Raw genomic sequence first — 12,410 nt, forward strand, 5'->3', positions numbered from 1 at the left:
GCCCCCCGGCGAGCAGCCGCCCCCCTCCGGCGGCGGCTCCGCGGGCGGCGGGCCGTACGGCGGCGGCCAGGGCGGCAGCCCCTACGGCCCCGGCGGACCCGGTGGCCCCTACGGCCCCTCCGGCGGCGGGGGAGGCCCCTATGGCGGTGGCGGCGGGCCCTACGGCGGCGGGCCGTACCCCGGCGACCCCCTCGCCGGCATGCCCCCGCTCGCCGACAGCGGCAGACGCACCCTCGCCCGGCTCATCGACCTGGTCCTGGTGGGGATCGTCGCCGCACTGATCACCTGGGCGCTGGGGATCAACGAGTACACGGTGAACGCCGAGAACGTGCGGGTCGGCAGGTCCGTGGCGCAGTCGGTGATCGGAGTGGTGCTCTATGTGGCCTACGACACCTTCATGACCGCCAGGAACGGCGGGCAGACCCTCGGCAAGAAGTGGCTCGGTCTGCGGGTGGCCGATCTGCGCGACGGCTCCACCCCGTCCGTCCCGACCGCACTGGCACGTGCGGCGGTGCTGTGGGTCCCGAGCTGGTTCTGCTGCGCCTGTCTCTGGCTGCTGATCTGCGGCGGCTGGAGCTTCTTCGACCGTCCCTACAAGCAGGGCCTGCACGACAAGGCGGCCAAGACGGTGGTGGTCAGCACCAAGTGACGGCGGGGGACACCGGGGTGACCCCGGGCCGATGCGCGGCCCGGGGCGAACGACGGCTCAGGAGGCCGTGCGTCCCCGCATCGACTCCGCTCCCGCCGACACCGGCTCCCGCCGCACCCTCACCGTCGCCGGCCGGCCGGACGGCCGTACCGTGCGCGTCTTCGGCAGCGGTGCCGTCAGGGCGACCACAAGGCCCAGGGCCAGCGCCGACACGGCGACGACCACGATCCCCGGGCCCGAACTCGTCCCGGACAGCAGCAACATGACGAGCGTCGAGAAGATCACGGTGCAGGAGCCGTAGACGAGCTGCGCGGCAGTCGGACGAGGCATGGCAATCGGTCCTCGGGAAGGGGGTCTTCCCCCGTGCCTCTTGCTGGGGGGAGTACACGGACAGGGATCTACGGGTGCGACAAGGATGCCGCCTGGGTTTCACCGGCTTCCGAACGTTCCGCCCAACGACTTTACCGGCTGTGTGCCCAAGGGGAACCGTCGGTAAGCGTGGCCCGGCCCGCGGTACCGGTGCACAGGGGGCGCACGGAGTCATGCGGTCCGCATGGCGGACGAAATCGCGCGCCCGTTCGGGGCGTCGTGCCCGGCCGGCTCCTTCGGCCCGCCGTCGCCTCGCGTCCGCACGGCGGACGCGCTCCATAGAACAGTTGACCTGTCCAAGTCAAGATCTGTATTTTCTCGTCAACCTCTAGTCAAATGTCGTCACTTGACTACACGCGTTGATCGCACGTGGACATTTCCTTGGTCCCAAGACCCCCTTCCGCGTGCGCAAACGCGTCAGGGGAGGACATCAAGTGACGAGCAGACCCCGGACGTTCAGAACGGCCGCGATCGGTGTCGCGTTCGCGGCGGCCACCGCCACGTTCTCGACGTCGACCGTGGCTCAGGCCGCCGAGCCGGCCGCCACACCGGCCGCCGTGACGGCCGGCCCCGCCTCCGAGCACCGGCACGACCCGCAGCCGGTCGAGCAGCACGCGCACGATCTGGACGGTCCGCTGAGCCAGACTCAGAAGGCCCAGCGCCAGGAGGCCTTGAACCAGCTCATCTCCGGCAAGACCAAGGTCCAGAACCGGCACGGCTCCAAGGTCGTCCAGCTCAAGGGCAAGAAGGGCGACACCAAGTACGTCGAGCTGGGCCGGGAGAAGACCGACAAGATCTTCGTCATCCTGGTCGAGTTCGGTGACCAGATCGACCCGCGGTACGGCGGCACGCCCGGCCCGCTGCACAACCAGATAGCCGAGCCGGACCGCACCAAGGACAACTCGACGGCCTGGCAGAAGGACTACAACCGCAAGCACTTCGAGGAGCTGTACTTCGGCACCGGCAAGAACGTCGAGTCGGTCAAGAAGTACTTCGAGAAGCAGTCCTCGGGCCGCTACTCGGTCGAGGGCGAGGTCTCCGACTGGGTCAAGGTGCCCTACAACGAGGCCCGTTACGGCAACAACGCCTGCGGCTCCAGCAACTGCCCGAGCGTGTGGAACGTCGTCAGCGACGGCGTCAACGCCTGGGTCGCCCAGCAGAAGGCGGCCGGCATGACCGACGCCCAGATCAAGGAGAAGCTGGCCCAGTACGACCAGTGGGACCGCTACGACTACGACGGCGACGGCGACTTCAACGAGCCGGACGGCTACATCGACCACTTCCAGATCGTGCACGCCGGTGAGGACGAGTCCGCCGGCGGCGGCGCCCAGGGCACCGACGCGATCTGGGCGCACCGCTGGTACGCCTTCGGCACCGACGCCGGCGCCACCGGCCCCGAGTTCAACAAGCTCGGCGGCGCGCAGATCGGCAACACCGGCATCTGGGTCGGCGACTACACCATCCAGCCGGAGAACGGCGGCCTCGGCGTCTTCGCCCACGAGTACGCCCACGACCTCGGCCTGCCGGACGCCTACGACACCGCCGGCGGCGAGAACTCCACCGGCTTCTGGACGCTGATGTCCTCCGGCTCCTGGCTCGGCCGGGGCAAGGACTCCATCGGCGACCTGCCGGGCGACATGAACGCCTGGGACAAGCTGCAGCTGGGCTGGCTGAACTACGACACCGCCAGGGCCGGCGTGAAGTCCTGGCACAAGCTGGGACCGGCCGAGTACAACACCAAGTACCGGCAGGCCGTGGTGGTCTCCCTGCCCGACAAGGCGGTCACCACCGAGATCGTCCCCCCGGCCCAGGGCGCCACCCAGTGGTGGAGCGGCAGCGGCGACAACCTCAGGAACACCCTGACCCGGTCCGTGGACCTCACCGGCCGGACGTCGGCCACCCTCACCCTCGACGGCTGGTACGACATCGAGGCCAACTACGACTACCTCTACACCGAGGTCTCCACCGACGGCGGCGCCAGCTTCACCGCCCTGGACGGCACGGTGGACGGCCGGCCGATCCCGCGCGACGGCAGTGACAAGCCCGCCCTGACCGGCAGCAGCGACGGCTACCGGAAGCTGTCGTACTCCCTGGACGCGTACGCCGGCCAGAAGATCCAGCTCCGCTTCCGCTACCAGACCGACGGCGGTGTGGCCCAGAAGGGCTTCGCGGCCGACTCGATCACGCTGACCGCGGACGGCACGGTGCTCTTCGCGGACGACGCCGAGAGCGCGGACCCGGCGTGGACGGCGAACGGCTTCTCCCGGATCGGCGCGTCCTTCACCAAGGACTACAAGCAGTACTACATCGCCGAGAACCGGCAGTACGTGTCGTACGACACCACGCTGAGGACCGGCCCGTACAACTTCGGCTTCACCGGCACCGACCGTCCGAACTGGGTGGAGCACTTCCCGTACCAGAACGGTCTGCTGATCTGGAAGTGGGACACCTCCCAGACGGACAACAACACCAGCCAGCACCCGGGCACCGGTCTGATCCTCCCGGTCGACTCGCACCCGGACGCGCTGCGGTGGTCCGACGGCACGCTGATGCGCAACCGCATCCAGACCTACGACGCGACGTTCAGCACCTACCGCACGGACGGCATCACCCTGCACAAGGAGGGTGTGGCCACGCGGATCAAGTCGTCGAAGGGCGTGTCGGTCTTCAACGACCACACCCACACCTACTGGGACCCGGCGAACCCGGGCGGCAGCGTCAAGGTCACTGACACCAACACCAAAATCAAGATCGTCAAGGAGCCCAAGGACGGCTCCACGATCGAGATCGAGGTGGACAAAGCCGTGAAGTGACCGGCGTTTGAGCAGGTCAGACGCGTGCCGGCGGCGACCCTCTGGCGGGTTGCCGCCGGTTCGTGTTTAGTGCCTGCTGTCGCTCTCTTATTGACACCGATGCCGACACCGACACCGACACCGACCGGAACGGGGATGTGACCGCATGGCCGCAGGAGGTTTCTGCAAGCTGCCGGACAGCACCGTGGTGGTGGCGCTGAACCTGCCCGGCCCCGCCCCCGACGGCGTCGGCGGCGTCCGGGTGCTCGTCCACGCCCACAACCGCGCCCGCGCCCTGACCCGTCTGCGCAACCTGGGGCTGCGGGCGGTCTACCTGCGCGGCAACGCGGCGCCGCCCACCCCGGACGAGGTCACCGCGGTCCTGCACCACCCCGACGGCCTGATATGGCGCACCCTCCCCGAGAACTCCGTCGACGCCCCGGAGCTGTGGCACCCGATCAGGACCCTGCTGCGCCGCGGGACGGCGGCGGCACGTGTGTGACGCCGGCCGCGGGCACCCATGCGCAAGTGAACACACATTCGACCTGAAGGTCCGCCCCCAGGGCGCGTCCAGGATCTGCCCGAGGGGTGCGTCCCGCGCGAGGACGGGGAGGGACGGCGGGCGGCAGGGCCGCGAGCGGCGGGTGCGCTCGTGCGGACGGTGACACCGGGCGGAAGGCGACGCCGCGGGGGACGGCGGCGCCGGGCGAAGGGGCGGCGGCGCGGGAACAGCGGCGGCGGCCGGCCGTCCGGGGCCGGCGGGCCGGGTCAGGCGACGACCGGCTTGCCCATGAGCTCCACGCCCGCCTGACGCAGTTCCTCCAGCGCCCGCTCGGTGGTCTCCTGGCTCACCCCGGCGGTGAAGTCCAGGAGGACCCGGGTGCGGAAGCCCTCCTTGACGGCGTCCAGGGCGGTGGCGCGGACGCAGTGGTCCGTGGCGATGCCGACCACGTCCACCTCGTCGATCTCGTGGGCCCTGAGCCAGTCGGCCAGGGACACCCCGTTCTCGTCCGTGCCCTCGAAGCCGCTGTAGGCCGCCGAGTAGGCGCCCTTGTCGAAGACGGCGTCGAGCGCGCCGGAGGCGACGGCGGGGGCGAAGTTCGGGTGGAAGCCCACGCCCTCGGTGCCCGCGACGCAGTGGGCGGGCCAGGAGCGGACGTAGTCGGGCTCGTCGGCGAAGTGGCCGCCGGGTGCGATGTGGTGGTCGCGGGTGGCCACCACGTGGTGGTAGCCGGGGGAGTCCCCGGAGTTCTCGGCTCCCTCCGGGCGGGGAGGGCTCCCCTGTCCGATCAGCTCGGTGATCGCGGCGGCGACGTCGGCGCCCCCGGCCACCGCGAGGCTGCCTCCCTCGCAGAAGTCGTTCTGCACATCGACGACGATCAAGGCGCGGCGCATGGTCTGTGCCCTTCGGCTATCGGTTCGGTGGGACGGGATTCGGTGGGATGAGACGGGTGCACTGAAAGAAGCGGATGAATCGGGTGAAGTGCCTCGGAGTGATGCATGGGGTGAAGAGGGCGAGGAGGAAAAAGAGGGCGGAAGGGTGCGGAGCCCGGCGGTGCGGCCACGGTGCGGCGGGCCGGGCGGGAGGACGCCTTCGGCGGCACGGGCGCGGTCGGCGGTACGAGGAAGCGGTGCACCGCTTTTAGTTACCCGAGCCCCCGTGGACGTACTCCGTCGGAAGGACGGGTTCCCCGCGGGAGAGCTGTGTCGCGGACAGCGGCAGATTGGCGCGGGCGGCCTTGTGGCGCTCCCGGGCCACGTCCAGCGGCTCGCGGGCGACCACCTCGCCGCCCTTGATCAGCTCGACCAGCAGCTGGCGGTCGGCCAGCTCCTTGGGCACCGGCCCGGTGCCCACCACCTCGGCCTCCGCGACCCCGTACGCGTCCAGCCGGCGCGCCGCCCACTTGCGCCCGCCGATGGAGGTCTTGCCGCCGGTGGACCTCTTCGCCACCGGCACCAGGGGCGCCCCCGGGTCGTCGCTCTCGGCGCGGGCGACCAGCTTGTAGACCATGGAGGCCGTCGGATGGCCGGATCCGGTCACCAGCTGGGTGCCGACCCCGTAGGCGTCCACCGGCGCCGCCGCGAGCGAGGCGATGGCGTACTCGTCCAGGTCCGAGGTGACGATGATCTTCGTGTTCCGGGCGCCCAGCTCGTCCAGCTGCCGGCGCACCCGGTGCGCGACCAGCAGCAGGTCGCCGGAGTCGATGCGCACCGCGCCCAGCTCGGGCCCGGCGACCTCCACGGCCGTACGGACCGCCTCGGCGACGTCGTACGTGTCCACCAGCAGCGTCGTGCCCCGGCCCAGCGAGTCGACCTGCGCCCGGAAGGCGTCCCGCTCGCTGTCGTGCAGCAGGGTGAAGGCATGGGCGGAGGTGCCGACGGTCGGGATGTTGTAGCGGAAGCCGGCGGCCAGGTCCGAGGTGGAGGCGAACCCGCCGATGTAGGCGGCGCGGGCGGCGGCCACCGCGGCCAGCTCGTGGGTGCGGCGGGCGCCCATCTCGATCAGCGGGCGGTCACCGGCGGCCGAGGCCATCCGGGAGGCGGCGGCCGCGATCGCCGAGTCGTGGTTGAGGATCGACAGGATCACGGTCTCCAGCAGCACGCACTCGCCGAACGTCCCCTCCACCCGCATGACCGGCGAGCCGGGGAAGTAGACCTCCCCCTCGGGGTAGCCCCAGATGTCGCCGCTGAAGCGGTAGCCGGCGAGCCACTCCAGCGTCGTGTCGTCGACGACCCCGCGGCGGTGCAGGAAGCGGAGCACGTCCTCGTCGAAGCGGAAGTTCTCCACCGCGTCCAGCACCCGCCCGGTGCCGCACACGACGCCGTAGCGGCGTCCGTCGGGCAGCCGCCGGGCGAAGACCTCGAAGACACTGCGCCGCCCGGCGGTCCCGGCCTTCAGGGCGGCCTGCAGCATGGTCAGCTCGTAGTGGTCCGTGAAGAGCGCCGTCGAGGGAACACTCACCGGCAGCCCGAGATCCGCATCCACCAGAGCTCTCCTAAAGAACATGTCCTGCGAGACGCCCCCGGTGGTGCCCGGGGGTCCGGGGCGGTTCCCCGGGATACGCACGGCATCGGATCGTACCCCCATCTCGTCAGTCTGACGAGATGGGGTCCTCGGGGAGATCGCAGCGATGCCCGTTTGTGCGTGTACCCCCCTGGGATGGCAGCATGGGCCGTGTGACGGTAGCCGCACCCATCGAGATCGAGAAGACCGAGTCGGCGGAGGACGTCTCCGCCGTACCTGAACCCGACGTCCCCTGGGTGACGATCGTCCACAACGACCCCGTCAACCTCATGAGCTATGTCACGTACGTCTTCCAGACGTACTTCGGCTACTCCAAGGAGAAGGCCACCAAGCTCATGCTCGACGTCCATCACAAAGGCCGGGCGGTCGTCTCCAGCGGGACACGCGAGGAGATGGAACGGGATGTGCAGGCCATGCACGGCTATGGTCTGTGGGCCACCCTCCAGCAGGATCGGAAGTAGCGAACTCCCTTCATGGCAGGACACTTCGAACCGCTCCCCGGCGGTGGCGCGGCCATCGCTCTCGACGAGGTCGAGATCTCCATCCTCCGCTCGCTGGCCGTGCAGCTCCTGGAGCTCATCGGTCCCGGCCCCGCCGGGGACGCCTCCGGCGACCCGCTCGCCGAGCTGTTCGCCGAGGGCCCGAGCGAACCGCCCTCCGATCCGGCGCTGAGACGGCTCTTCCCGGACGCCTACAGCGACCCCGAGAAGCCTCCCGCCGACCCGGAGGAGGCCGCCGAGCAGCGGGCCCGTTCGGCGGAGTTCCGCCGCTACACCGAGGGCGACCTGCGCGCCGGCAAGCGCGAGAACGCCCTCGCGGTGGTCCACGCGCTCAACGCGCTCACCCCCGCCGGCGAGGGCGGGGCGGTGCTGGAGCTGTCCGCGGAGGACTCCAAGCGGTGGCTCGGCACGCTCAACGACCTGCGGCTGACGATCGGTTCCCGGCTGGAGATCACCCATGAGGACGACACCGACGCCCTCTACGGCCTGCCGGACGACGACCCGCGCAAGCCGATGGTGATGGCCTATCTGTGGCTGGGCGGTCTTCAGGAGACCCTTGTCTCCACTCTCATGCCGTAATCCCCGGGCCCTTTTCGGACTCCTTCCGGATTTCTCGCGAACACCTTCCGGACCTCTGCCGATTTGTTCCTGTCCGGGTGTCTTCCGTGTTCGCTCAGAGGATCCTCAAATCCGGATAACGATCCGGCCACCGTGATGGTCGGCTATGGTCATTTTCCGTGCGGTTTGTCCGCTTCTCCCTGTGGAGTCCCTCACACGCCTGTTCGACGATCAGTGCCGCGGTCGTGGTACACCTTCACGACCACGCGGCGAACGCCACCGCGTTCCGCCGGGTGTGCCGCCGGGCCTGAACGGCCGGGCAGGCACAACTCCATCCATCCTGGGGGGATTCGGACCCGATCCAGGGCCTCACACGGTCCGGGTCGGCATGGAGAAAGGCGCAACCTCATGACCTCACCGCAGGTCACCGAAGCCCCAGAAGAGGGGTACGAGCGCGGACTTGGCGCACGTCAGGTCCAGATGATCGCCATCGGCGGCGCGATCGGCGTCGGCCTCTTTTTGGGAGCCGGGGCGAACATCGCCAAGGCTGGGCCCAGTCTCATCGTCATGTACGCCCTCGCAGGCGTGATCATCTTCTTCATTATGCGGGCCCTCGGCGAGCTTCTGCTCTACCGCCCGGTCTCGGGCTCCTTCGCGGAGTACTCCCGGGAGTTCCTCGGTCCGTTCTTCGGCTACTTCACCGCCTGGACGTACTGGTTGATGTGGGTGGTGATCGCCATGGCCGAGCTGACGGCCGCCGCGATCTACATCAACTACTGGTTCCCGGCGATCCCGCAGTGGATCACCGCCCTGACCTTCCTGATCATGCTCTTCGGCGCCAACCTGATCTCCGTCAAGCTGTTCGGGGAGATCGAGTTCTGGTTCTCGATGGTCAAGGTCACCGCGATCATCGGCATGATCGTCATCGGTCTGGGCGTTCTCACCTTCGGCTTCAGCGCCGCCGGCGACACCGCCACCGTGGCCAACCTCTGGCAGTTCGACGGCTTCTTCCCCAAGGGCATCGGCTCCTCCCTGATGACCCTGCAGGGCGTGATGTTCGCCTACCTCGCCGTCGAGCTGGTCGGCGTCACCGCCGGCGAGTCGAAGAACCCGGAGAAGACCCTCCCCAAGGCGATCAACACGCTGCCCTGGCGCATCGCCCTGTTCTACGTCGGCGCCCTCACCGTGATCCTGTGCGTGGTGAAGTGGACCGAGTTCGGCCCGGACGTCAGCCCCTTCGTGAAGGCGTTCGCGGTCATCGGCATCCCGGCCGGCGCGGGCATCGTCAACTTCGTGGTGCTCACCGCGGCCCTGTCCTCCTGCAACTCCGGCATGTACTCCACCGGCCGGATGCTGCGCACCCTCGCGGACAACGGCGAGGCACCCCGGGTCTTCCGCCGCCTGTCCGCCACCCGGACGCCGGCGCTCGGCATCGCGGCCTCCGTCGCCTTCATGGGCATCGGTGTGGTGCTGAACTACGTCGTCCCGGAGAAGGCCTTCGGCTACGTCACCTCCGTCGCCACCGCGGCCGGCATCTGGACCTGGTCGATGATCCTGATCAGCCACATCCGGTACCGGCGGGCCGTCGAGGCGGGCCGGCTGCGCGCCTCCTCCTTCCCGGCGCCGGGCGGCTCGGTCTGCTCCTGGATCGCCCTCGCGTTCCTGCTGCTCGTCACCGGCATGATCGCCGTGGACGCCGAGGTCCGCGTCTGCCTGTACGTGATGGCCGTCTGGGCCGTCGCCCTCTGCATCGGCTGGGCCGTGCTCAAGAACCGCAACCCGCAGGTCACCGAGCGCCGCGAGCCCCAGCTGGAGAAGACCGGCTGACCCGGCCGGACCCCCCGGACCGGACGCCCGGCGGAGGCGGGACCACCTGACACCCGCCTCCGTGGCCGCTCAGGGCGTCCGTCATACGAGCCGCCCCGTATCGCCATCCGATACGGGGCGGCCGTCTGTCTATGCTGGCCCCCATGCTGACCCTCACCCAGGCCCTCTACGACCAGATCGTCGCCCACGCCCGCAGGGACCACCCGGACGAGGCGTGCGGCGTCGTCGCCGGCCCCGCCGGCTCCGGCCGGCCCGAGCGCTTCATCCCCATGGTGAACGCGGCCCGCTCGCCCACCTTCTACGAGTTCGACTCGCAGGACCTGCTCAGGCTGTACCGGGAGATGGACGAGCGCGACGAGGAGCCGGTCGTCATCTACCACTCCCACACCGCCACCGAGGCCTACCCCTCCCGCACGGACATCGCCTACGCCAACGAGCCGAACGCCCACTACGTCCTGGTGTCCACGGCCGACACCGACGGACTCGGCGAGTTCCAGTTCCGCTCGTTCCGCATCGTGGACGGCGAGGTCACCGAGGAGGAGGTCAAGGTGGTGGACGCCTACTGAGCCGGCCCTGCGCACACCGGTCCGCGCCGTCCGCGCAGGTCCCCGCACCCCCTCGGCCGCGCATCGTCTCGCATCATGGATGAACACCGTCCACGGGACGGGATCGCACTCCAGGTCCCGGACCGGGAATCGATACGATGCCCCCATGGTTTTCAACGACGTGAACGGTCAGGCGCCGGGCATGCTGCTCGTGGCGCGGCGGCACGTCGACCTGTGCAGGCTGAACAGCGCCATCTGTTGACGTCCCCTGCCGCCGCACGGCCGTGAGCCGCGGCGCTCCCCCAGTGCCGAGAGCTTGGGGGACTCCCAGCGCGCCCCCGAACCGAACGACACCTCTTCCCGACAGGAGCCCGCAACCATGGCCATCGAGGTCCGCATCCCCACCATCCTCCGCCAGTACACCAACGGCCAGAAGGCCGTGGAAGGAAACGGGGAGACCCTCGCCGAACTCTTCGCCGACCTCGAGACCCGGTACCCGGGCATCCAGGCCCGCATCGTGGAGGGCGACCAGCTGCGCCGCTTCGTCAACGTCTACCTGAACGACGAGGACGTCCGCTTCCTGGACGGCATCTCCACCAAGGTCGCCGACGGCGACAACGTCACGATCCTGCCGGCCGTCGCCGGCGGCATGCGCTGATCGGCCACGGACAGCGATGCGCTACGACTCTCCTCTGGCCGCGGTGGGCAACACCCCCCTGGTGCGCCTGCCGCGGCTGTCACCGTCCGCCGACGTCCGCATCTGGGCGAAGCTGGAGGACCGCAACCCGACCGGATCGGTCAAGGACCGGCCCGCCCTGCACATGATCGAGCAGGCGGAGAAGGACGGCCGCCTCACCCCGGGCTGCACGATCCTCGAGCCGACCTCCGGCAACACCGGCATCTCGCTGGCCATGGCCGCCCGGCTCAAGGGCTACCGCATGGTCTGCGTGATGCCCGAGAACACCTCCCAGGAGCGCCGCGAGCTGCTGCGCATGTGGGGCGCGGAGATCATCTCCTCGCCGGCCGCGGGCGGCTCCAACACCGCCGTCCGCGTGGCCAAGGAACTGGCCGCCGAGCACCCGGACTGGGTGATGCTCTACCAGTACGGCAACCCGGACAACGCCGGCGCCCACTACGCCACCACCGGACCGGAGATCCTCGCCGACCTGCCCTCCATCACGCACTTCGTCGCGGGACTGGGCACCACCGGCACCCTCATGGGCGTCGGCCGCTATCTGCGCGAGCACAAGCCGGACGTACAGATCGTCGCCGCCGAACCGCGCTACGACGACCTGGTCTACGGCCTGCGCAACCTCGACGAGGGCTTCGTCCCCGAGCTGTACGACGCCTCCGTCCTGACCACCCGCTACTCGGTCGGCTCCGCCGACGCGGTCGCCCGCACCCGGGAGCTGCTCCAGCAGGAGGGCATCTTCGCGGGCGTCTCCACCGGAGCGGCCCTGCACGCGGCCCTCGGCGTCGGCAGGAAGGCCCTGAAGGAGGGCCGGAGCGCCGACATCGTCTTCATCGTCGCCGACGGCGGCTGGAAGTACCTCTCCACCGGCGTCTACACGGCGGCCACCACCGAGGAGGCCGTCGAGAAGCTCCAGGGACAGCTCTGGGCGTAGGCCCCGCCCTTTTGTCCCTCCGCCCGCCCCGCGGGGTCCTCCCGCGGGGCGGGCGGTGCCGTTTCCGGGACGCCTTCGGGCCCCTCGGCCGATTTCGCGGGCCCGTCGACGTTCAGCGAGGGCGGACGGGGCAAGAAGGACAGGGAACGGCACCTCGGGCCCGAAAGGCGGCCGTCCCATGCGCCGTACGACGCTCCACCGCGCCACGGTCGCCGCTGCGGCGGCGGCCCTGCCGCCGGCCGGCTGCGAAGCCGGGCACGACGGCGCGGCCCCCGCACGGGACTTTGCGACGGACTTCGCGGACGCTGCGGACTCCGCGGGCTTTGCGGCCCCCGACACGGCCCGGCTCACCGCCACCCGCCCCCTGTGCGCGACCGACGGCCCCGGCCGGCCCGGATGCCAGGCCCTCCGGGAGCGGACGGTCACGGTGGAGGTGAGGGAGCCGGGGAAGGCGCAGAAGACAGGGAAGGCGAGGGAGCCGAGGGAGCCGAGGGAGACGGGGACGCCGGGGGTGCCGGGG

General features: G+C 70.1%; 13 protein-coding genes and 1 pseudogene. 11 read left to right on the forward strand and 3 right to left on the reverse strand.

The window, feature by feature from the left end:
- Positions 1-649 (forward strand): RDD family protein (locus CCN35_RS13575; RefSeq protein ID WP_245863148.1); only part of this gene is annotated, 649 nt, incomplete at its 5' end.
- A gap of 57 nt (positions 650-706) precedes the next feature.
- On the opposite strand, the gene CCN35_RS13580 is transcribed toward CCN35_RS13575, so the two are convergent.
- On the reverse strand, positions 707-979 hold the full coding sequence (locus CCN35_RS13580; RefSeq protein ID WP_079129472.1) for a hypothetical protein: 273 nt from the start codon (positions 977-979) through the stop codon (positions 707-709).
- 473 nt (positions 980-1,452) lie between these two features.
- On the opposite strand from CCN35_RS13580, the gene CCN35_RS13585 reads away from it, so the two are divergent.
- Positions 1,453-3,831 carry an immune inhibitor A domain-containing protein gene (locus tag CCN35_RS13585; RefSeq protein ID WP_086792815.1) on the forward strand — a complete coding sequence of 793 codons (2,379 nt, stop codon included), beginning with the start codon at positions 1,453-1,455 and terminating at the stop codon, positions 3,829-3,831.
- Positions 3,832-3,976: 145 nt separating this feature from the next.
- Positions 3,977-4,312 (forward strand): hypothetical protein, encoded by a 336-nt coding sequence (locus tag CCN35_RS13590; RefSeq protein ID WP_086792817.1) that lies wholly within the window; start codon positions 3,977-3,979, stop codon positions 4,310-4,312.
- Positions 4,313-4,578: 266 nt separating this feature from the next.
- Here the strand turns inward: CCN35_RS13590 and CCN35_RS13595 are convergent, their stop codons facing one another.
- Both CCN35_RS13595 and CCN35_RS13600 read right to left on the reverse strand, forming a co-directional pair.
- Entirely contained in the window at positions 4,579-5,205 is a 627-nt protein-coding gene (locus CCN35_RS13595; protein ID WP_086792819.1) for an isochorismatase family protein, read from the reverse strand.
- Between the two features lie 247 nt (positions 5,206-5,452).
- On the reverse strand, positions 5,453-6,799 hold the full coding sequence (locus tag CCN35_RS13600; RefSeq protein ID WP_086792826.1) for a nicotinate phosphoribosyltransferase: 1,347 nt from the start codon (positions 6,797-6,799) through the stop codon (positions 5,453-5,455).
- 179 nt (positions 6,800-6,978) lie between these two features.
- Here CCN35_RS13600 and clpS point away from each other — a divergent pair, with 179 nt between their 5' ends.
- From clpS to CCN35_RS28915, 8 genes and pseudogenes are all read left to right on the forward strand, one after another.
- Positions 6,979-7,296 carry an ATP-dependent Clp protease adapter ClpS gene (clpS, locus tag CCN35_RS13605; RefSeq protein ID WP_067388129.1) on the forward strand — a complete coding sequence of 106 codons (318 nt, stop codon included), beginning with the start codon at positions 6,979-6,981 and terminating at the stop codon, positions 7,294-7,296.
- 12 nt (positions 7,297-7,308) lie between these two features.
- Positions 7,309-7,914, forward strand: a complete 606-nt coding sequence (locus CCN35_RS13610; RefSeq protein WP_067388130.1) for a DUF2017 domain-containing protein — start codon at positions 7,309-7,311, stop codon at positions 7,912-7,914.
- A 387-nt stretch (positions 7,915-8,301) separates the two neighbouring features.
- Positions 8,302-9,720, forward strand: coding sequence for an amino acid permease (locus CCN35_RS13615; RefSeq protein ID WP_086792821.1), 1,419 nt, complete (start codon positions 8,302-8,304; stop codon positions 9,718-9,720).
- Between the two features lie 143 nt (positions 9,721-9,863).
- Positions 9,864-10,286 (forward strand): M67 family metallopeptidase, encoded by a 423-nt coding sequence (locus tag CCN35_RS13620; protein WP_067388432.1) that lies wholly within the window; start codon positions 9,864-9,866, stop codon positions 10,284-10,286.
- 145 nt (positions 10,287-10,431) lie between these two features.
- Complete coding sequence (locus CCN35_RS30085; RefSeq protein ID WP_328587072.1) at positions 10,432-10,527, forward strand: putative leader peptide; 96 nt, start codon at positions 10,432-10,434, stop codon at positions 10,525-10,527.
- 117 nt (positions 10,528-10,644) lie between these two features.
- Positions 10,645-10,923, forward strand: a complete 279-nt coding sequence (locus CCN35_RS13630) for a MoaD/ThiS family protein (RefSeq protein WP_067388134.1) — start codon at positions 10,645-10,647, stop codon at positions 10,921-10,923.
- Between the two features lie 16 nt (positions 10,924-10,939).
- Positions 10,940-11,890 (forward strand): PLP-dependent cysteine synthase family protein, encoded by a 951-nt coding sequence (locus tag CCN35_RS13635; RefSeq protein ID WP_067388137.1) that lies wholly within the window; start codon positions 10,940-10,942, stop codon positions 11,888-11,890.
- A gap of 178 nt (positions 11,891-12,068) precedes the next feature.
- Positions 12,069-12,410 (forward strand): annotated as a pseudogene (locus CCN35_RS28915) (hypothetical protein); the annotation flags it as partial.

This window comes from Streptomyces thermovulgaris, assembly GCF_002155915.1.
GTDB lineage: Bacteria > Actinomycetota > Actinomycetes > Streptomycetales > Streptomycetaceae > Streptomyces > Streptomyces thermovulgaris.

Coding starts and splice junctions, on each gene's coding strand:
- CCN35_RS13610 (WP_067388130.1), top strand. CDS start 7,309: ATGGCAGGACACTTCGAACCGCTCCCCGGCGGTGGCGCGGCCATCGCT.
- CCN35_RS13635 (WP_067388137.1), top strand. CDS start 10,940: ATGCGCTACGACTCTCCTCTGGCCGCGGTGGGCAACACCCCCCTGGTG.
- CCN35_RS13615 (WP_086792821.1), top strand. CDS start 8,302: ATGACCTCACCGCAGGTCACCGAAGCCCCAGAAGAGGGGTACGAGCGC.
- CCN35_RS13590 (WP_086792817.1), top strand. CDS start 3,977: ATGGCCGCAGGAGGTTTCTGCAAGCTGCCGGACAGCACCGTGGTGGTG.
- CCN35_RS30085 (WP_328587072.1), top strand. CDS start 10,432: ATGGTTTTCAACGACGTGAACGGTCAGGCGCCGGGCATGCTGCTCGTG.
- CCN35_RS13630 (WP_067388134.1), top strand. CDS start 10,645: ATGGCCATCGAGGTCCGCATCCCCACCATCCTCCGCCAGTACACCAAC.
- CCN35_RS13620 (WP_067388432.1), top strand. CDS start 9,864: ATGCTGACCCTCACCCAGGCCCTCTACGACCAGATCGTCGCCCACGCC.
- CCN35_RS13595 (WP_086792819.1), bottom strand. CDS start 5,205: ATGCGCCGCGCCTTGATCGTCGTCGATGTGCAGAACGACTTCTGCGAG.
- CCN35_RS13580 (WP_079129472.1), bottom strand. CDS start 979: ATGCCTCGTCCGACTGCCGCGCAGCTCGTCTACGGCTCCTGCACCGTG.
- clpS (WP_067388129.1), top strand. CDS start 6,979: ATGGGCCGTGTGACGGTAGCCGCACCCATCGAGATCGAGAAGACCGAG.